Annotated in this window: 15 protein-coding genes; 9 read left to right on the top strand and 6 right to left on the bottom strand. The window is 69.1% G+C overall.

Annotated elements, in window-relative coordinates:
- Window positions 1–72: 72 nt before the first annotated feature.
- From Q9G87_RS19655 to Q9G87_RS19640, 4 genes are all read left to right on the top strand, one after another.
- Window positions 73–963, top strand: a complete 891-nt coding sequence (locus Q9G87_RS19655) for a LysR family transcriptional regulator (protein ID WP_305917846.1) — start codon at window positions 73–75, stop codon at window positions 961–963.
- A gap of 127 nt (window positions 964–1,090) precedes the next feature.
- Window positions 1,091–1,681, top strand: coding sequence for a (2Fe-2S)-binding protein (locus Q9G87_RS19650; RefSeq protein ID WP_305917845.1), 591 nt, complete (start codon window positions 1,091–1,093; stop codon window positions 1,679–1,681).
- A 2-nt stretch (window positions 1,682–1,683) separates the two neighbouring features.
- A complete protein-coding gene (locus tag Q9G87_RS19645; RefSeq protein ID WP_305917844.1) occupies window positions 1,684–2,664 on the top strand; it encodes an FAD binding domain-containing protein in 981 nt (326 codons plus the stop codon).
- Window positions 2,661–4,904 carry a xanthine dehydrogenase family protein molybdopterin-binding subunit gene (locus Q9G87_RS19640; protein WP_305917843.1) on the top strand — a complete coding sequence of 748 codons (2,244 nt, stop codon included), beginning with the start codon at window positions 2,661–2,663 and terminating at the stop codon, window positions 4,902–4,904. Before Q9G87_RS19645 ends, Q9G87_RS19640 begins: the two co-directional genes overlap by 4 nt.
- Before the next feature lie 16 nt (window positions 4,905–4,920).
- Here the strand turns inward: Q9G87_RS19640 and Q9G87_RS19635 are convergent, their stop codons facing one another.
- The 3 genes from Q9G87_RS19635 to Q9G87_RS19625 form a co-directional block, all read right to left on the bottom strand.
- Window positions 4,921–7,665: an ATP-binding protein gene (locus Q9G87_RS19635; RefSeq protein WP_305917842.1), complete on the bottom strand. Its 2,745-nt coding sequence runs from the start codon at window positions 7,663–7,665 to the stop codon at window positions 4,921–4,923.
- A 362-nt stretch (window positions 7,666–8,027) separates the two neighbouring features.
- Window positions 8,028–8,651, bottom strand: coding sequence for a LysE family translocator (locus Q9G87_RS19630; RefSeq protein ID WP_305917841.1), 624 nt, complete (start codon window positions 8,649–8,651; stop codon window positions 8,028–8,030).
- Window positions 8,652–8,660: 9 nt separating this feature from the next.
- Window positions 8,661–9,539, bottom strand: a complete 879-nt coding sequence (locus Q9G87_RS19625; protein WP_305917840.1) for a helix-turn-helix transcriptional regulator — start codon at window positions 9,537–9,539, stop codon at window positions 8,661–8,663.
- 84 nt (window positions 9,540–9,623) lie between these two features.
- Between Q9G87_RS19625 and Q9G87_RS19620 the strand changes: the two genes are divergently transcribed.
- The 5 genes from Q9G87_RS19620 to Q9G87_RS19600 all read left to right on the top strand — a co-directional run bounded on the left by Q9G87_RS19620 (window position 9,624) and on the right by Q9G87_RS19600 (window position 14,854).
- Entirely contained in the window at window positions 9,624–10,340 is a 717-nt protein-coding gene (locus Q9G87_RS19620) for a hypothetical protein (RefSeq protein ID WP_305917839.1), read from the top strand.
- 240 nt (window positions 10,341–10,580) lie between these two features.
- A complete protein-coding gene (gene bla / locus Q9G87_RS19615) occupies window positions 10,581–11,549 on the top strand; it encodes a class A beta-lactamase (protein ID WP_305917838.1) in 969 nt (322 codons plus the stop codon).
- A gap of 274 nt (window positions 11,550–11,823) precedes the next feature.
- On the top strand, window positions 11,824–13,191 hold the full coding sequence (locus tag Q9G87_RS19610; RefSeq protein ID WP_305917837.1) for an MFS transporter: 1,368 nt from the start codon (window positions 11,824–11,826) through the stop codon (window positions 13,189–13,191).
- A 319-nt stretch (window positions 13,192–13,510) separates the two neighbouring features.
- Window positions 13,511–13,978 (top strand): hemerythrin domain-containing protein, encoded by a 468-nt coding sequence (locus Q9G87_RS19605; protein WP_305917836.1) that lies wholly within the window; start codon window positions 13,511–13,513, stop codon window positions 13,976–13,978.
- A gap of 390 nt (window positions 13,979–14,368) precedes the next feature.
- Window positions 14,369–14,854 (top strand): hypothetical protein, encoded by a 486-nt coding sequence (locus tag Q9G87_RS19600; protein WP_305917835.1) that lies wholly within the window; start codon window positions 14,369–14,371, stop codon window positions 14,852–14,854.
- A 206-nt stretch (window positions 14,855–15,060) separates the two neighbouring features.
- Here Q9G87_RS19600 and Q9G87_RS19595 read toward each other — a convergent pair whose 3' ends face one another.
- From Q9G87_RS19595 to Q9G87_RS19585, 3 genes are all read right to left on the bottom strand, one after another.
- Window positions 15,061–15,870: a CPBP family intramembrane glutamic endopeptidase gene (locus Q9G87_RS19595; protein ID WP_305917834.1), complete on the bottom strand. Its 810-nt coding sequence runs from the start codon at window positions 15,868–15,870 to the stop codon at window positions 15,061–15,063.
- Between the two features lie 122 nt (window positions 15,871–15,992).
- A complete protein-coding gene (locus Q9G87_RS19590; RefSeq protein WP_305917833.1) occupies window positions 15,993–16,949 on the bottom strand; it encodes a hypothetical protein in 957 nt (318 codons plus the stop codon).
- A 345-nt stretch (window positions 16,950–17,294) separates the two neighbouring features.
- Entirely contained in the window at window positions 17,295–20,342 is a 3,048-nt protein-coding gene (locus Q9G87_RS19585; RefSeq protein WP_305917832.1) for an AfsR/SARP family transcriptional regulator, read from the bottom strand.
- Window positions 20,343–20,506 lie beyond the last annotated feature (164 nt).

Below are 20,506 nucleotides of genomic sequence, written 5' to 3'. Positions count from 1 at the left end.
GTCACGTCCAAGACCTCTTTCTATACGGTGAACGCATAGATCGCCCTTGGGATGGGCGCGGGAGGCAGTCGCATGGATGTGGACACGCGTGCCCTGCGCTACTTCATCGAGCTGGCCGAACAGCTCAACTTCACGCGAGCCGCCGAACGGCTCTTCGTCTCCCAGCCGGTCCTCAGCCGCGGAATCCGCCGCCTGGAAGAAGACCTTCGCACGCCGCTCTTCGAGCGGACCAGCCGGCAGGTGTCGCTCACGACCGCAGGAGAGGCATTCCTCCCCCTCGCCCGGCAACTGATCGCCGACTGGCGGGCCGCCGAGCGCACGGCACGGCTTGTCGCCGCCGCCACAGCACGCATTCTGCGGGTCGGCTTCGAGGCCTCAGGGGCCGGTTCGCTGGCCACCCAGGCCTACGCCGAATTCCGGCGGCTGCACCCCGGCTTCTCCGTCGAGCCGAAACGCTTCGAGTGGGGCGGTGAGGTCGCTGCGCTGCATGAGGGGCTCGTCGACGTCGCTTTTGCGTGGCTCCCAGCCGACACGACCGGACTGCACACCGAGATCGTCGCCGTCGAGGGGCGCATGGTCGGCATCGCCGCCGGGCACCGACTGGCCGAGCGCGAGACGATCTCGATCCTCGACCTATCCGATGAGCCGTTGGTGTGGACCCGCCGGGCCCCGAGGCACTGGGTCGACTGGTGGGCGGTGAACCCCCGCCCGGATGGACGCGCGCCGATCTGGGGTCCGGAGAACGACAACGTCGAGGAGATGCTCGAACACGTCGCATCCGGGTCGGCCGTCTGCATCGGTCCCGAGTCGATGAGCCGGCACTACGGCCGACCTGACCTGGCCTGGCGGCCCGTCCACGACATCCCGCCGCTACGCATCGCGATGTGCTGGCCGCACGACCGGACCGATCAGCCCGTGGCCGCCTTCGGATCGGTCGTCCGCCGGCTGGCCGGCCGTAGCTGACCATGGCCGGACGGCGGGTCACCGCCGGCCCGCACGCGGATGGGCCGCGGTCGGCGACCAGTCAGAGTGACAGATGCAGGGCTTCGGGGGAGCCGGAGAGGCTGAGCGTGTCCCGAAAGGAGCACGCATGTCGGATGAGTCGTCCCAGAACCCCACCAGGCGCACCGTGTTGCGCGGGAGTGCAGCCGTCGGAGCCGCCCTGACCCTCGGCCACCTGCCCGCCGCCACGGTGAGTTCCGCCCCGCCGCGCCCGATCTCTCTTACCGTCAACGGACGGCACGTGGCGGCGGCCATCGACCCGCGCACGAGCCTGCTCGACGCCCTGCGCGACGAAGCGGGCACCACGGGCCCGAAGAAGGGCTGCAACCAGGGCGCATGCGGGGCCTGCACGGTGTTACTGGACGGGCGGCGGGTGCTGTCGTGCCTGACCTTCGCGGTGATGCACGAGGCGCAGGAGATCACCACCATCGAGGGGATCGCCGACGGCGACAGCCTGCACCCCGTACAGCAGGCGTTCATCGACCACGACGCGTTCCAGTGCGGCTTCTGCACCTCCGGACAGATCGTCTCCGCCGTCGGACTGCTCGCCGAGGAGCCCGGCATCGCGAAGGACCGCATCCCGGAGGGGATGAGCGGCAACCTCTGCAGGTGCGCGGCCTATTGCAACATCCGGGACGCCATCCAGTCCGCCTCCACCGAGATGGCGAAGGAAAGATAGGCATGGACCCCTTCCAGTACGTACGGCCCCGCAGCCTCGACGAGGCGATCCGGGTGCTCGCCGGCAATCCCACGGCCACCGTCATCGCCGGCGGCACCGACCTGACGACCTTGATGCGCGACGGGATCCGCCGGCCGAGCCACCTGATCGACATCAACGGGCTCGATCTCGCCGAGGTCTCCGAACGACCGGACGGAGGGCTCCGCATCGGCGCCCTGTGCCGCAACGCCGTCTCCGACAAGCGGATCGAGCGGGATTTCCCGGTCCTCACCGAGGCGTTGCGGTCCGGCGCGTCCCCGCAGATCCGCAACCGCGCGACCTTCGGCGGCAACCTTCTGCAGCGGGTGCGCTGCCCCTACTACCGGGTGCCCGAGTTCGCCTGCAACCGCCGCGACCCCGGTTCCGGCTGTGCCGCGCTGGACGGCGACAGCAGCCGGCAGGCGATCCTGGGCACGAGCCGAGCGTGCGTCGCCGTACATCCCTCCGACTGCGCCGTCGCCCTGCAGGCACTCGACGCCGAGATCCTGGTACGCGGGCCCGGCGGGGAGCGCCGCATTCCCATCGACGCGCTGCACCGGCTGCCCGGCGATACCCCCGCCGAGGAGGTCACACTGCGCCGCGATGAGCTCGTCCTCGCCGTCGAGCTACCGCCGCGGGCCTTCTCCGAGCGTTCCCACTACGTCAAATTCCGGGACCGTGCCTCGTACGCCTTCGCTCTTACCGCCGCCGCCGTCGCCGTGGAACTGCGCGGCGGCAGGATCCGCTCGTCCAGGATCGCGCTCGGCGGCGTGGCGCCCAAGCCGTGGCGGGCGCGGGCCGCCGAGCGGGCGCTGTACGGCCGGCCGTTCGACAAGGACGCCATCGACGCCGCCGCGAAGGCGGCGACCGACGGCGCCGCGCCACGACCCGACAACACGTACAAGGTGAACCTCGCCCAGGAAGTCGTACGGCGAGCCCTCACCGAGCTGAAAGGTGACCGATGACATCCAGGACGACCGAGGTGCCGAAGTCGGGGATCGGCGCGCCCGTGGACCGGGTGGAGGCACATGACAAGGTCACCGGTGCGGCCCTGTATACCGCCGACGCCCGGCTGCCCCGCATGACCCACGCCGTCCTCGTCGCCTCCACCGTCTCCGCGGGCCGGGTGCGCCGCATCGACACCGCGCGAGCGGCGACCGCGCCCGGTGTGCTCGCCGTACTCACCCACCGTGACCGGATGCCGTGGCGGGGCACTCCCGAGGACGCCACATTCATGGAGGCCCGTTTCCCGCTGGCCGATGACCGGATCTCCTACTACGGGCAATACCTTGCCGTCGTCGTCGCCGAGACACTGGCGCAGGCCGAGTACGCGGCGTCGCTTGTGGCCGTCGACTACGAGAGGCACCGGCCGGTGCCCACCCTCGACCAGGCGCTCCCTCACGCCTACACCGCGACCGGGCGCTTCATCCAGCCGCCGTTCCCCCAGCGAGCGGTGCTACCCGAGGGCGCCGACCCGGGGGCGGCGATGGAGGGCGCGGCGGTGCGCGTCGACGCCACCTACCGCGTGCCGCACTACAGCCACGCCCCGCTGGAGCCGGGTGCCGTGGTCGCCTCCTGGGAGGGCGACGCGCTCACACTGCGCGACTGCAGTCAGAAGGTGCACCAACACCGGGACATCGTGGCGGCCGTGTTCGGACTGCCGCCCGAACGCGTACGGGTGCTGTCCCCGCTCGTCGGCGGGGCGTTCGGCAACAAGACCGACACGTGGGCCCACAGCCTGCTCGCCGCCGCTGCCGCGCGAGCCGTGCGGCGGCCGGTCAAGCTCGTTCTCACGCGCAAGCAGGCCTTCACCGCGACGGGTCATCAGCCGCCGATCATCCAGCGCCTCCGCCTCGGCGCCGACGCCGGTGGAAAGCTCGCGGTGATCGTCCACGACGTCGTCAACGCGACCGAGGTGCGCGGCGACCGGCCGGATCCCGCGGTCGTCTCGACGGCCTCCACCTACGCGGCGCCCGTCCTGTCGGTCACCACGCGGGTCGCGAAGGTGAACATCAGCCCGTCCGCCAACCTCCGCGCGCCGGGCGACGGGCCTGGTTCCTTCGCCCTGGAGTGCGCGATGGACGAGTTGGCCTACCGTCTCGGCATGGACCCGCTGGACCTGCGTCGCCGCAACCACCTGGAAAAGGACCCGCTCACCCGCAGGCCGTACAGCGACAAGAACCTGCTGGAGGCCTACGATCTGGGCGCCGAGCGCTTCGGCTGGTCGCGCCGCCCGGCCAAGCCGGGCTCGCTCCGCGACGGCGACGACCTGGTCGGCTACGGCATGGCCACCGCCGTCCGCGGCGAACTCCCCGATCCCCTGGCGACACAGGCCGAGGTGGAGATCCGGGCGGACGGCACGGCCGAGGTACGTACGGCCATCCAGGAGATCGGGACCGGCAGCCTCACCATGGTCGCCCAGATCACCGCGGCCGGCACCGGCGTGCCCCTCGGCCGGGTCGATGTCCGGGCGGGTGACACGAGGCTGCCCAGGACCCCGGGCAACGGCGGCTCGAAGGCGACGGGGTACACCGGCTCCGCGGTCCATCTCGCCGCGGAGCAGGCCCGTACGACCGCCGTACGCATGGCCGTCACGGACCCCGAATCGCCCCTGCACGGGCTGCCGCAGGACGAGATCGAGGCGGATGACGGCAGGCTGTTCCATCGGGAGAAACCAGGGCGCGGGGAGACCTACCGCGCCCTGCTGGCCCGCAACGGCGGAAAACCGGTCCTGGGCAAGGGGAACTACACGCCGCGCACGTCGCACGCGGTGGCCACCTTCGGCGCGCACTTCACCGAGGTGCGCGTCGACCCCCGGCTGCCGCGCGTCCGGGTCACCAGGCACGTCGGCGTCTTCGACATCGGCCGGGTCACCAACCACAAAGCGGCACGGAACCAGGCGCAGGGCGGCATCGTGTTCGGCATGGGCTGGGCGCTGATGGAGCAGCTGGTGCCCGACCCGGTCTCCGGGCGGTACGTCGGCCCCGCGTTCACCGACTACCACATCCCGGTTAACGCAGACGTCCCCGACATCGACGTGCTCTTCGTGGATAAACCCGACACGATCGCCCACCCGCACGGCAGCAAAGGGATGGGCGAGGTGGTCGCGGTCGGTGTCGCCGCGGCCATTGCCAACGCCGTCTATCACGCCACGGGCAAGCGGATCCGCGAGCTGCCCATCACCCCGGACAAGCTGGTGAGCTGAGGTGGGCGGGATCAGGCTACAGATCGGCGTCGCGCAGCTGGGAGCGGCTGCTGATCCCCAGCTTGGGAAAGATCTTGTACAGATGGTAGCCGACGGTCCGCGGGCTCACCGAGAGCCGCGCACCGATCTCCCGGTTACTCAGCCCCGCCGCGGCCAGCCGCGCGACCTGCGACTCCTGAACCGTCAGTCGCGCGGTGGGATCACCGCGCCGCCGGGCCACACCCCCGGCCGCCCGCAGTTGAAGCCGGGCGCGTTCCGCCTCCCGCTCCGCGCCGAGACCCTCCAGCACCTCGACCGCGTGCCGCAGCTGCCCCCTGGCCTCGCCCTCGTGCCGGGTGCGGCGCAGCCACTCGCCGTACAGCATCGCCGTACGGGCCTGGGTGTACGGCTCGTCCGCCGCGCCCGGGGCCGCCAGAGCCGCCCGGAAATGCTTGTCGGCCGCGTTCCCCTCCGCCAGCAGGGCCCGCAGGGCGTGCCGGTGCGACTGCGGCCACCCCAGCGTGCTCTGCTCCGACCACTGCTCGAACGCCCGTACGACCTGCTCCGCGCCTTCTCCCCGGCCTGCCCGCACCTGTGCCTCGACCTCGTCGAGGACCGCGCGGCGCGCCAGCCGCCGGTGGGCGAACGGAGATCCAGGCCGGTTGAGCGACCCAAGCCGCTCGCAGGCCTCCTCGTAGTCGTCCGCACCCAGCGCCAGCCGTCCCAGCGCCCACTGCGCGGTGGCCGCCGCCGACCTGTTGCCCCGCGAGAGCGCCAGCGCCACGGCCCGCTCGGCATGTTCGCGGCATTCGTTCTCCTGCCCGCGCCCGGCGTACAGCAGGGCGAGCAGGGCCAGCAGATCCGCCTCCAGGACGGACTGCCCCACGTCCCGCGCCGCGCGCAGCCCTTCCAGCGCGTGGGCCTCGCAGTCCCGCCACATTCCCAGGTGGTACTCCAATTCCGCGAGCCAGGACAGGAGCAGGACATGGACGGCCAGCATCCCGGTGGCCTCGAGGTGCGCGCACGCCTCCAGGGCGAAGGCGCGGGCCTGCCGGGGCAGTGCCCCGAACGTCGCGAGCGCCGCCGCCCACACCCAGCGGAGCGCCTGGTCAGGAGAGAGAGACGACGGAGCGGCCTCGAACAGCTGCCACGGAGACAGCCCGTGCCGGGGCCGGTCGGCGAGAGAATCCGCGAGCCACCGGCCGTATCTGGCATATCCCGGGTCCAGGGCGCCCGCGGCCTCTATCCGCGCCGCGGCGCGCAGCGACTCGTCCGTGCGGTCGGCGCGCAACGCCCCGTCCACGGCCATGAACATCAGGTCGACCGCGCGCGCGGTGTTCTCGGGGTGCTCCTCGGTAATCACTTCTGCGACGTGCAGCAGCCGCGCGACGGCCGCCTCCTGGTCGCCGTCCCAGAGCTCCATCATGCCCTGCAGCCGGAGCAGTTCCAGCCGGGTGGCGTCGTCCGCGGGCCGGGCCAGCGCCTCCCGCAGCAGCGAGCGCGCGAGGAGAGGACTGCCCGACTTCCAGGCGGAGTCCGCCGCCGCGGCCAGCCGCCTGGTGTGCTGCCGCGGGGCCGTGCTCATCTGGGCGGCCCGGTGCAGGACGGCCGCCGCGGCGGCCAGACCACCCCGCCTCTTCACCTCCGCCGCACCGGCCTCCAGCATCTCCGCGAGCCGGTCGTCGGGTGCCGTCGCCGCGAGCGCGCGATGCCACACGGCCCGTTCGCCCCGCGCCGGCTCCGGCGACGACGCCAGTTCGTCGGCGAGAGCCCGGTGGACCCGCGCCCGGCGCTGCGCGGAGGCGTCGGCGTACACGGCGGCGCGCACGAGCGGGTGCCGGAAGCGCAACCGGAGCCCTTGGAGGTCCCCTTGGAGGTCCAGGTGTCCCGCGCGCTCGGCCGCGTCGAGCGCTCCGGCGGCGGCCCCGAGCCGGCCGGCCGCACCCAGCACGATGTCGGTGCGGCCGCTGTCCTCGGCGGCGGCCACCAGGAGCAGGGTACGGACCGGCTCGGGAAGATCCCTGGTCCGCTCCGCGAAGATCGTGCGCAGCCGCCGGCCGACCGGGGCCGTACCGGTAAGGACGATCTGCTCCGCCACCTCGGACGGATCGCCGAGCCGTACCACCTCCTCCAGCGCCAGCGGGTTGCCGCCGACGGCCGCGACGATCGCGCGCCTGGCAGGCCCGGGTGACCCCCACCCCTGCTCGTCGAGCAGCGCGGAGGCGGCCTCGTCGGCAAGCCCGAGGAGCGCGATCCGGGGAAGTTCCCGGATCTCCACGGCACCCTCGGACTCCCGCTGGGCGGCGAGGAGGCCGATGGGAAGGCCGTCGAGCCGGCGGGCGGCGAACAGCACGACCCCGGCGCTGGCCCGGTCGAGCCACTGCAGATCGTCCACGACGACGAGCAGCGGGATCTCCTGCGCGGCCCGTCGTAGCAGCGAGAGCGCGGCGACGCGCACCGGCAGGTCGGCGGTGGACGCGGTGGACAGGCCCAACGCGCTGCGCAACGCCGTGGCCTGCTCCTCCGGTAGCTCAGGCAGCAGGTCGAGCAGGGGGGACAGCAACTGGTGCAGCCCTCCGAAGGCCAGCGGAAGCTCGGCCTGCACGCCCGAGCAGCTGACCACTCGCACATCGGACCCGGCCTCCGCGACCGCCCGCCGCAGCAGCGTGGTCTTCCCGATCCCGGCCTCGCCCCGCAACACGAGGGCTCGGCCCCGGCCACGGCGAGTGTCGGAAACGAGGCCGCTCAACGCCTGAAGTTCCTCTTCCCGCCCATGGAGCATGTTTGGAGGCTACCTCCGCGGAACGCCGGGAAGCCGTGCAGCCCTATCACCCCAAAAGGATCAGGAGCCTTCCAATGTGGCACACACTCATCCTCAGCTTTCTCGCGGTCTCATCGCGGGCAACGGAGTGCCCCATCTCATTCGCGGCATCACGAGGACGAGCTATCCGTGCGCGCTGGGAAACGGCCCCATCCCCAATTTCCTCGCGGGCTGGGCCGGCCTCGTCCTCGGCGGCCTGCTGCTGTGGTGGGCGCACATCGATCGGCACCCAGAGTGGTCCTTCGCCGCCGTCAGCACGGGTGTCCTCCTCATCGGCCTGTTCCACGCGGGTCCCGGCGCGTTCGGCCGCAAGGGGAACGGCGTCAGCGCTGGGAGAGGGCCAGTCGGACACCGAAACCCAACAGCACCGCGCCTGTGACGGCCTCCATGGCACGCCGCACCCGCGAGCGGTCGAACAGCGCCCGCGCCTTGTCGATCGCCATGGTGTAGCACGTCAGCCACGCGAACGTCATCAGTGAGAACAGCAGGCCGAGCAGCACCATCGTCACGAAGTCCCCGCCTGGGGCGAACTGCGGCAGCAGGCTCATGAAGAACGCGGCCATCTTGGGGTTCGCCAGGTCATTGATCAACCCCTGGCGCAGCGACCGGCCCGGGGTCACGCGCAGGAGCGGCCCGCCCGCGACGGCGGGGCGGTCGCCCCCGCGCCAGGCCGCCCGCAACGACTGCAGTCCCAGGTAGACCAGGTAGGCGGCGCCGGCGAACTTCATCGCCAGGAACGCCGGTTCCGAGGCGTGGATGAGCCCGGCGATGCCGAGGCCGGTGGCCACCGTCCAGATCGCCTGGCCGGTGGCGACACCCGCCGCGGTCCAGATGCCGCCGCGGCGCCCGCCGGAGAACGCGTTGCGCATCGTGAGCGCCGTATCCGGGCCCGGCGTGCAGATGACGACGATCGACAGGCCGATGAAGGCGGTCAGCTGAACCCACATGCAACTCTCCTACAGTCTCCCGGTCTTGGGCTCGCTGGTGGCGGCATCCGCGCCCCAGTTGGCGAGCAGGCGAAGCGCCCGCTCGGACGCCGCCCCCGCCTCCGCGGTGTACACCACCAGCGTCTGATCGCCGCCATCGGCGGGTCTCAGACACTCGAAGTCGAGCGTCATCTCACCCACCAGCGGATGGATGAACCGCTTCCGGCCACGGGCATGATCGCGCACGTGGTGGGCGGCCCACCACGTGCGAAAGTGGTCGCTCTTGACCGACAATTCGCCGACGAGCGCCGCGAGTTCGGCGTCGCCGGGGTGGCTCGCCGCCTGGACGCGCAGGTAGGCGACGGTATCCCGGCCTTTTGATGTCCAGTCGGCGAAAACGGCCTGGACGGAGCGGTTAAGGAAGATCATCCGGGCCCAGTTGCGGTCGCGAGGAGACAGCGCGGCGAAATCGGTGAAGACCGCGGATGCCAGGCCGTTCCACGCCAGCACATCGGCCCGGTGGCCGACCACATAGGCGGGTACGCCCTCGGCCATGTCCAGCAGTCGTAACAGACCGGGGAGCACCTTCGGGCGGCTGACGGGCCGCCTGTGGCTCGGTTTGACGAGGTTGCGGAGGTAGGCGCGCTCGTCTTCGCTGAGGCTCAGGGCCCGGGTGAGAGCCTCGAGGATGGGTTCGGAGACGTTCCGGACCTTGCCCTGCTCGAGACGGATGTAGTAGTCCACACTCATGCCCGCCAGGTAGGCGAGTTCCTCGCGGCGGAGACCGGGCACGCGGCGCCGCCCGCCGAACGGCTGGATGCCTGCCTGTTCTGGCTTCAGGCGGGCACGCCGGTTCCGGAGGAACTCACTCAGCTCGGCACGCCGGTCCATCTCGCCAGTATCGGTCATTCTTCTCTCGTCAGGGTGGTACCGCGGTGCCCAGGATAAATCCGGCCATGGGTGCGACTCCGTCCGCCGCCCACCATTGATGCCATGATCCTTCAACTGGCGAACCTTCTCATGGCGGTCACCATCACGGGCGCGGTCCTGCCGGATCCCGCGCCCGCGGGACCGGACCGGCCGTACGAACCACCGGTCGGCGGCCCGGAGAACCTCGACACGCTCGACGTCGACGTGGCCCCGGACGGGGGCGGTCACAACGGCGTCACCATCACCTTCGACCGGCGCAGCCGTACGGAATCGGGAGAGAAGCCCGCGGCGGCGAGGCGTTTCGTGTTCCTCTTCGACCGGTCGGTACGGCTCCGCCCGGAGGCGTTCCCCGTCTGCGACGAAGCTGCGTTGCGCGAGTGGGGGCCCGCGGCGTGCCCGTCCGGGTCGCGGGTCGGATCGGGCTCGGCGCGGTATCACGGCTCGGCCGGCACGCAGGAAGTGCTCGCGTTCAACGGGCGGACACCGGACGGCACGCCCCTCGTGCTCGTGTCCATCCCCGCAAGCAAGACCGTTCTCCCGCAGACGCTGGAGCGGGCCGCGCCGCCGTACCAGAAGAAATATCGAATCGCGCTCGACGAGATCCTCCCGCCGAATGCCACGCCGCCCCAGGACCGCGGCGCCACGACCCGGTTCACCCTCAGTTTCGGAGCCGCCCGCGGATCGGTCAGCTACGTCGAAGCGCCACCGAGACGGCTCGACTTCGCGCTGTGGAGCGAGTTCGTCACCGGCCAACGACTCATGACCCCGGCCGCCCAATAGGGCGACGGCCCAGTGTCTTCCATCTCGTACTCGACAGCCGTGGCCAGGACCGCGAACATGAAGCGGCCTTCCTGGCCTGACACTCGGGTAGCCGCCATGAGCCCAAAGTGGAGCGTTGGGCACGTCTCACTCACTGGCGTCATTTGCGCTGGAGGCGACTATTGATATCCATATCGATATGGCGGGATGATTCATATCAATATTGGACGTCCCTGGGTAGTTTCTGATCTTCTCTTCGGCATGACACGACATCTCCGACTGCGACCAGCGGTCGTGATATTGACCGCTTCTGCGCTGCTGGGCGGCCCCGCCTATGCGGCGGGTGCCGTCACCGGCAAGACGAGTACCTCCAGCGTCGCCGCCCAGACGGGGAGCAACGCCCCCTCCGGCTCCGACCTGAACATGACGCTGCAGGAACTCGAGAAGTCCTACGACGGGCGTATCGGCGCGGTGGGCATCGACCTGGGGACCGGTAGAACGGTCGGCTACCGGGCCGACGAGCGCTTCCCGTTCAACTCCATGTTCAAGGTGTTCGCGTGCGCGGCAGTGCTGCACAAAGCGCGCACCAGCGACCCCGGGCTGATGGACAAGGTGATTCGCTGGAAGCCTGCCGAGATGGCCGAGCTGACCGCGAACTCCCCAGAGACCACCGAATACACCGACACCGGCATGACACCCGCACAGCTGTGCCGCGCCGGGATCACCAAATCCGACGGCTTCGCGGGCAACACGCTGCTGAAGCAGATCGGCGGGCCGCGCGGGCTGACCGAGTTCTTCCGCGCCACCGGGGATCGGACGAGTCGCCTGGACCGAACGGAGCCCAGGCTGACCGAGTGGAAGCCCGGTGAAGAGCGCGACACCACCACCCCCGCGGCGGCCGCACAGACCTTCACCAAGCTCACCACCGGTAAGACCCTCCACACCCGCGACCGAGCGCGGCTGGTCGGCTGGCTGAAGGCCAGCCTCACCGGCGCCAATCGGATCAAGGCGGGACTCCCCAAGGACTGGACGGTCGGCGACAAGACCGGCACCGGCGGCGCGAGCAACTACGGCACCGCCAACGACCTGGCGATCGTCTGGACACCCGGATCGAACGCGCCGATCATCCTGTCGGTGTTCACCAACCGCAACCTCAACAACACCCCGCACGATGACAAGGTGATCGCCTCCACCGCGACCGCGCTGGCCAAGGCCCTCGGCAGGTTGTGACCGGCCATCGGGTCGTGACGCGGTCGGCAAGGTAAAGCGGGTCGCGAATGCCGCCCAGGCTGCCGACACCACCACCGTCACACAGCGGTGCGGAGGGCAGCGTCAGTCGAGACCGTTGACCGCTCGGGCGTTCCGGTCCTCGATGTAGGTCGCCGCCGCGCGCTGGATCAACACGAGCTTGCGCGCCGCGGCCGTCGGCAACCCGTCCCTGACAGCGGCCGCGTGTGCAGCGATCAGTCCGGCGAATTCTAGAATCTCCTACGGAAGGGTGGGCATGGTCGGGACGTTGGGTTCGCCCCGCACCGGCACCATCGACGCGCGTTCGCGCGCGCCGTTCGGCTGGGCGCCGCTGGTCGTCCTGTTCATCGTCGGATTCGTGGACCGGATCGAGCACAACCTGCTGATCGGCGTGCTCCCTGCCGTTCAGCGCGAATGGGGCTTCAGCGACACCGCCGCCGGCTCGATCCCGACGGCCGCCGCCTTGGCGGCGGCCGTCGTGGCCTTGCCCGCCGGGTATCTGGCGGACCGGCTCAGCCGTACCCGGATCATCGCGGTGGTCGTCCTCGTCTGGGCGATCGCCACGCTGGGCTCCGGCCTGGCCACCGGGTTCGTGATGTTCTACCTGATGCGCGTGCTGCTGGCGGCGGCTGAGAACATCGACAACCCCGCCTCCGGGAGCCTGCTCGCCGACTACTATCCGCCGGTCAGCCGGGCGAAGGCGTATGGGCTCACGCGCGTCACCATGCACCTCGGGGGCGTCGGGACACTGCTGGGCGGGGTTCTGGCGGAGGCGTTCTCGTGGCGTACGGCGTTCCTCGTCATGGTGGTGCCGGGCGTGCTCACGGCCCTGCTCGTCTGGCTGCTGCGCGAGCCGCGCCGCGGCGAGCTCGACCGCCTGGTGGCGGCCGGCGACGCGTCCCCGGCCTCCCTCGCGCCCGCTTACGCGGCCTCCGCCACGTCTACTTCCACCGCCTCCGCCGCGCCCCTGGCCAAGCCGCCGTTCTGGCGGCAGTTCCGGCAGGTCCTCGCCATCCCCACCCTGGTCTTCGTCTGCGCCGGCCTGTCCCTGCTCACCCTCGGCCTGGCCGGGATCTTCTACTGGCTGCCCACGTTCATGGTGCGCACACTCGGCATCGGCACGGCCGCGGCGGGCTCGCTGAGCGGACTGATCACGGTCGCGGGCACGCTGACTGACACCCTGGTCGGGTCGTGGCTGGGCAGGAAGTGGCACGGCACCCGCAAGGGCGGCCGCCTGCTGGCCGGCGGCAGCGGTATCACGGCCGGCTCATTGGTCCTGGCCGGAGCGCTGTCCATGGAGTCGATCGGCGCGATGACCGTGCTGGCCCTGCTGGCCAGCTCGCTGATGGCCATCGCGATCCCGAACATGACGGCGTGCCTGGCGGACGTGGTCCCGGCCGCCGGACGCGGCCTCGGCTTCGCCGTCCTGCAACTGCTCATCACGGGCGGCGGCGCCTTCGGCTCCCTGGTCGTCGGCATCGCCTCGGACCGGCTCGGGTCGTTGCTCGCCGGGATGTACATCCTGGTGATCCCGATGGTCGCCGGCGGGCTCCTCACGCTCAGGGCGAGGACGTCGTTCGAACGCGACAGGCGCAAGGTCATGGAGGAAGCCGCCCGCGGCTGAGCCGCGGCACACTGGACGAGCGCCCGCGGCTGAGCCCCGGGCGGCCAATAGCGGTAGCGCTTCACCTCGACGTTGGACCCCCGGTGCGATGGCGAAGCCGAAGCCGCCCAGCAACGCGATGGTGACCGCGGCCGGGACCTGGGCGGCGGCGGTGAAGGTGACGAACACCGATGTTGTGGGACGGCCGGCCTGAGTTGATCGTCTGGGGGCCGTCGTTTAGAGTTCCAGGCAGCGTCGCGTGTCGGTGGCGGACTGCGTCAGGCATGGAGGCGTCGGATCCGGAAGGTGGTCATGATGACCCTTTCCCCGTTCCTCACCCGTGGGTGAGAGCGAGAAGAACAGGCTCATAGCCTGGAACCTTGAACTGCAGGCGGCGCATCAACGCCTGCATCGAGCACTGCGCCTCGCGCGCGAATCCCTGGAAGCCGGGGACACCGCCTCGGCACGGGCAGACCTCCTGCTGTACTGCAAGGGATTCTGTGCCGCCCTCGACGGGCATCACGTGCGCGAAGACGTCGGGCTCTTTCCCGAACTGTCCGCGCGCCATCCGTCGCTGCGGCCCACGATCGCCAAGCTCCAGCAGGACCACGAGATGATCGCGATGCTGCTCGGGCGGTTCGACCGCGCGATCACCTCGGACGCCACGCCGAGCGAGCTGGCCATGCACCTGGACGGCCTCTCCGCGATCATGGAGTCCCATTTCCGGTACGAGGAGCGCGAACTCCTGGGCGTCCTGTCAACGCTGGACCTCGACGCCGATCCGCATGACCTCCTCGGACCGCTCTGATCGCGGCCTTCCATCCCGTCGTATTGCGATGGATTATCTGGGGTTGTCATACGAATCTGCTGGTCAGTCGCATGAAGGTCGTTTAAGGCACGTCAGGCACCATCGACCCCAGCATGCCGAGCATGATGGGGTGCGGCGCGAAGGCATTCGAGCGTGTGGAGAGGCGATCGATCAGCGATGTGGGCCGTTGCGATGAGGCGGCGCAGTGCCGCGTGGGCGGGTTGGCACCACGTGGCCTTGCCACCTGGCCGGCCGTGGACACCGGCGTCGCCGACGGGCCGCACCGGCCTGGCTCGCGCGCCCGCCGCGCGGCCGTCGAGATCGCCGAGAACGCCTGCTGGGCCGGCGTGCCCTGGGAGGCGAGGGCACCCGTTGGTGGCCAAGGAGGAGATGGGCCGCGCGTCTCGGATCGTGCTGCAGCACGATCTGGCCCGCGGCGCGGTCCAGCGGGTCAGCCGGTGGGAGTACCTGACCGGGATCATCGACGCCGAACGCGAGCAGATACGCGCCGCGCGGCTGGCCCGCGGCGAGCCCTACGACTACGACCTCGCCGCCGAGCTCAGGCCCAGCACTCCGACGACGCCGCTGACGACGTCCCCAAGGACGTCCCGCACCCAGGCTGAGGCCGCCGAGCAGGTCACGGCGGCCGCTGAAGCCGCGGCTGGTCAGGCACGCGCGGAGCTGGACCGCGAGCGCGAGCAGAACGCCGGCGAGCTCACCGACTGCTGGAGGACCTGGCCGCCGCCAAACAACAGCTGCGCGGGCAGCTCACCGCCGCCCAAGCTGCGGCGCCGACCGCCGCACAGCAGGCCGCGGCCGCCGAAACCCGGGCCGCCCGCCGACCTGCTGCAGACCCTGCGCGATCAGCGCACCTGACCAGGGCCCCGCCGCGCCAGGCACCACCCGACCCCCGTGCAAGACGACATTCCCCGACACCCGCGGAGGCCCTGATGGCCACGACCCCAACTACACCGCCCGGCCTGGACGCGATCCACTGCCGGTGAGCCGGATCGAGTCTCGTCACGTCCGCGGAGGGGCGATCGGCGATTTGGCTGACCAACGACAGCGGTGGGACGTGATGATCAACGTGGCCTTGTCTTGAGGCACAGGGTTACGGCCACGACATAGGACGACAGCTGAACAGCTGTGCCCGTGAGTGACTGCCAAGGAACCGCGCCTTGCCGCATCGCCTCACTCAACTCTCCAGCCGCAGCTCCTGGCGCGAATGCCACGAGGTTGTTGAGGACATGCATCGCGATCGCGGCTTCGAGTCCGCAGGTGCGTACGGTCAGCCAGCCCATCACCATTCCGAAACTGAAGACATCGACCGGTCCCCAGCCGGTATATCCGTGGAGTGAGGCGAAAAGCAGCGAACCAGCCACGATTCCCGGCCACGGGCTTTTCATCAGGGTCCCGAACGCCTGGATGAGCCAGCCGCGGAACATGTATTCCTCGGCCGTGGCCTGGAAGGGCACGAGGAGCACGATGACGGTCAGGGCTGGGACCGCCCGGTCCCAGCCGGCCCAGCCGAAATCGATGGGGGAGCCCAAGCCTGTGGCGTGGAAGACGATCGCCTGCGTCATGACCCCGAGTGTCAGTGAAACCACGGCGAGGCCGGCGTAGCGCAACAGCTGCCGCCAGCGCAGCCGTCCGGTGATCGAGGAGAGCGTACCTGGCCTGCGGCCCTGTACGAACCGTGCGGAGCCGAGGACGACGGGGAGAACCAGCGCGACCGACAGCAGCATGACGGCGAGGCCGAAGCTTTCGTGGCGGTACAGAGCCTCCACGGTCAGGGGCGTCGGGATGTCGAAGGCGGGAGCCACGGCGGTCGCCATGAGCAACACCAGGAACGTGGATGCGAACAGGCCGCAGGCCACGATCAGGGTGCCCATCACCCCTCTCCACCACTGTCCGCGAGCGGTTCGCGCAAGGTGGTCATACCTGGGCGGGATGATCACCAGATCGGGCGTTCCGTTCGCTGTACCACTCGAGAACATGCTTCTATCCCCGACGCTCACGGTGTGCCCAAGCGAGTTCCCCTGGCGTCCATCATGCGGAGATGGACACGGATGCCGTCTGTCGGGTCCTTGAACATGTCCCGGCCGTGGAGACCATATTGGTTGGCCAGGATGATGACCTGACGAGTGGCCTGCGGCAACGCAATGCGGCCTGGAGACCGGGCGAGTGAGGACTGCATACGGGCCGGGAGATCCGGTTGCGCGGCATCCGCCGTTATCACACCGTTCACGCAGACCAATTCCTCGTGTGCGGATGTCGTCGAAAAGACAGGAACCGAAATCTGCTTGATGTCGACAGCGGCCAGGTCATCGCCTTCACGTGCGTCTGGCGTCAGCTTCATCGTGTAGGGCCGGCCTACACCGAACGCTGTTCTGAATTCTTTGCGATCGGGCCAGCTGTGAACGGGCACCCAGAGCAGGTCCCCAGGCTGCTCGAAGCCGATATAGATATTGTGCAGCACGATCCGGTTGGGGACGAAAACCGCTCTAGTCTCCGGGTCCACCCTTATGTCGGTGTGGAAACCATGGACGTCGCCCAGGCCGAAATGAGACAACCCGGCGGACACCAGCCTTTCATGATTGGCCGGTGATGTTTTCGTGAGCTCGAATGGTGTGCGGTTTCGGCTGTCGATGCATGCCTGGACCATGCAGCCGCCGATGGATACAGCCAACGTGGCCATGAGAAGCGTTTCCGCCTGTGGGCCCAGTTGCTCCATGGCTGGGAAGCTGATTTGCGCCGCTGCGATGCCGGGAGCGTCGAGCAGTTCATTCGCGGCTTCCAAGGTGTCGGGGAAGCTGAGCCGGGCGGTGTGGGTGGCTTCACGGTAGATCTCCGCGTCGCGAAAAGCCGCCAGTGACGGGACGCGGTCCTCGGGAAATCGCCCTATGAATTCTTCGACGTGGTCCGGCTCCAGAGAAAGATGGCCGGTCCGGCCTTCCGCTGCCGTGTGCATAGAGTGCCCCTGTTCGAGGTGCGAGTAATGGAGAAACCGCCCCAACGGAATTGGAGCGGTTTCTTCGTGTTACAAGATCGCGGTAACGACCTCCAGCAGGCCGGCCTCGCAGTTCTGCATGGCAGTGACAACATCGCCGATGACGGACGTAATGATGTCGGGGCTCATTTCTGCACACCTCCTCAAAATGCGCTCGGACTCGCCTCATCTGTGAATGACTCTGTCATGGCGCTGCATAAATCAGGCATAGTGTCAATACAAAGCCCGGCACATGCCTCCTGTCATGCCGAATAGCAGGCTCCGTGAACAGTGGAATCATCAAGCGCCGCACGAACGTGCGTATTGTCAGGCAGAGGCGGCTGGTGAGCCGTCGTTGGCGTACCGCTCGATTACGGCGGCGATCTCGCTGACTTCCGGCGCGGATATGGCGTGCAGGACGGCGAGAGAGCTTCGCCAGGCGTCGACGGCCGCGGGCAGGTCTCCGGCGTCGCGGTACACGTCGCCCAGGGCGCGCAGGGCCAGGCCGTGGCGGCGTGGAACAGGGATGGCCTGGCAGATCGCCACGACGTTCACCAACGTCGCGGCCGCTTCGTCGTACCGTCGTTGCAGGCGCCGGAGCTCGGCCCAGCTGAACAGGACGCGGGCCTGGCCTATGCCCTCGCCGACGTTCTCGTAGATGTCCAGGGCATGACGCAGGAGACGTTCGGCGTCGGTGAAGTCTTGCTGGGCGAGCCTGACCGAGGCGAGCCCAAGGGAGGCGTAGGCGCTCCCCCGGGGAAAGCCGATGGCGTCGAGGCCGGCCAGCGCCTGACTGAAGCAGCCTTCAGCAGCCGCGGGATTGCCCCGTGCGAGCTCGATCTCCCCAAGGAGGACCCTGGTGAATTCCCTGGAACGCACATCGCCGGTGTCCTCTGCCAGCTTTACCGCCTGCCGGAGGTAGGGGTCGGCGAGGTCGTACTTGCCCGAGTTCATATGAATGCGGCCGATGCCCCGCATGACGGTGATCTGCGTACCCCGATCGTCGACTTGCACCAGGCTGTCGATAGCCTCCCGGTAACAGGCCAGCGCGTGTGCGTTGCTGCCTCGGAGACGATGGAGTTCGGCCATATTGACCGTGGCCATGGCATGACCGTGCCGGTCTTGAACCTGGTCGAACAACTGCAGAGCCTCCTTCAGGGCCTGGCCACACCGGGGCAGGTCGTTCTGGGCCATGTGCAGTCTCGCGAGCCCGTTGAGCATGGTCGCTTGCCCGCGGGTGTCGCCCGACCTCTGCGTGCTGTCCAGGGCGATCTTGTGTGTGGTCCGCCATTCGTCGTGGAGGCTGCGGGTTTCGAAGAGATACATGGCCGCGGCGGCCAGTTCCCAGCACAACTCGCCAGCTCCGAGCTCCGCGCTCTGGCGGACCGCGGCGACGATTCCCTCCCGCTCGGCCTCGACCCAGCCGAGCGGGTCGGGCAGGACATGGCGTTCAATGACCTCGGATTCGGAACTCCACAGCGGGCTGCGGCCACGCACCAGTCGGTAGTCTCCGCCGCACAGCCGCATGTGCGCCTGGCGGGTGAGGCCGAGCCAGGCGCTCAAGGCGCGGCGCACTGCGGCGATGCCTTCATTCTCGGGCTCCTCGAGCCCAGCACATTCTCGCGCGTACACGCGAGTCAGGTCATGGAAGCGGAAGCGGGTCTGCCCACACTGGTCGCGGCCCGCGACGTCGAGCAGACGGACGTCGACCAGTCGCTCGATCATGTCCTCGGCCTCAGCGTGCTGTATGTCGAGCAGGGCCGCGGCCACCCAGACGGCGAACTCACGCGCCTCGATCAGCCCGAGAAGGCGAAACAGCCGCTGCTCGGGAGAGGTGAGGCCCTGGTAGCCCACGGCGAGGCTGGTCCGCACCGCCTGGGATCCGTGGGTGAGATGACGCAGGCGGTTTCTGGTGTTGCTCAGCCTGATGACCAGTTGGTCCAGACTCCAGTGCGGGCGCGCGGCGAGCTTGGCGCCGGTGATACGCACCGCAAGGGGCAGGCCACCGCACAACTGGACGAGCACTTCGGCGTCGCCGGGCTCCTCAGCCGCCCGATCGGCGCCGATGATGCGCCGTAGGAGTTCAAGCGCCTCACTGGACGGCATCATCGGCAGATCGATGACCTGTGTCGCGGGCAGGCCTGTCAGTCGGTGCCTGCTCGTGATCAGCACCGCGCACCCCGGCGTGCCCGGTAACAGCGGATAGAGCTGACCCTCGTCCCCCGCATCGTCGAGCACCACCAGATAGCGCCGATTCGCCAGCTTGCTCCGGTACAACTCCGCCCGCTGATCCAACCCCACAGGGATGGCAGACATGTCGACTCCGAGCCCGCGCAGGAGCCGGCCCAGCGCCTTCTCCGGATCTATTGGATGATCGTCACCGCCGCGCAGGTTGATGTAGAGCTGCCCGTCGCGAAAATCTTGCCGGACGTGGTGGGCGACGTGGACCGCGAGGGTGGACTTGCCCACTCCGCCCTGGCCCGATATCACGCACACAGGCACCGTCGGCGCCAGAAGTTTCCCCGCATTGCCTGCAGTATCGGATCTCGACGCCTGGTTCCGGCCCGGGGAGATCGCCTCGATCGCCGCCGACAGCTCCCCGCGCCTGCCGACGAAGTCGGCGATGTCCAGCGGAAGCTGGCAGACCCCCCCGCCTCCCGGTACGGGCGGCTCCACAGCAGGCAGGTCACCACCAAGGATCGTGGCCTGCAATTGCTGGAGATCCCGACCGGGTTCCACACCCAGCTCAGCCACCAGCACGTCACGGGCCCGCCGATAAGCTTCAAGCGCCCTGTCCCGCTGTCCTGTCCGCGCGAATGCCAGCATGAGCAGGTACCAGGCCTTCTCCCGTAACGGCTGCTCGGTCAGCAGGCAACGGAGATCGTCGACGACTTCTCGGGAATGCCCCAAGCCCAGTTTCATCTCCGCGTACTCAAGACGCGCCTGCGTGTGGTGTTCCTCCAACTCAGTTACGCGGTCGAGTAGATCGCCCCTCAGCGATGTACCTTCGGCCGGCTGCCCGTGCCAGAGCGCCAGTGCCCGCTCGAACCGTCCAACCGCTGCTTCGGGCTCACCCCTTTCCGCTTCCTGCCGGGCAAGTCGCACCTCCTGGTCGAAGATGAGCAGATCGACCATCTCGGTATCAACCTGCAGCGAATAGCCGGATCCTGTTGTGAGGAGGCGCGTCTCCGTTGGCAACGCCCTTCTCAGCTGAGAAATGTATGTGCGCAGGTTAGCGGCAGCCGAAGGAGGGGGGCTGTCCCACAACGCGGTGATCAGACGCTCCTTGGACACCATGGTGTTGACATTGAGTAGCAGGGTGGCCAAGACCGCACTCTGCTTGCCGCTCAACTCGACGGGCTGCCGACCATCCACGCGAACACATACCGGGCCCAAAACGCCGAATCTCGCATCTGTCAAAGCGCACTCCAGCCTGTGACGAGCGGGTCGACCACGGCTCTGAGCCCATTGTTGATCAGGAAATTCTCGTCAGTCGAGGGTCAGTCCGACCTGGAAGCACGACTGGGGCCTGACCACAG

The sequence above is a fragment of the Nonomuraea turcica genome (assembly GCF_030718205.1).
Taxonomy (GTDB): domain Bacteria; phylum Actinomycetota; class Actinomycetes; order Streptosporangiales; family Streptosporangiaceae; genus Nonomuraea.
The sequence above is the reverse complement of the archived record's forward strand: the minus strand, read 5'-3'. Positions and strand labels throughout refer to the sequence as shown.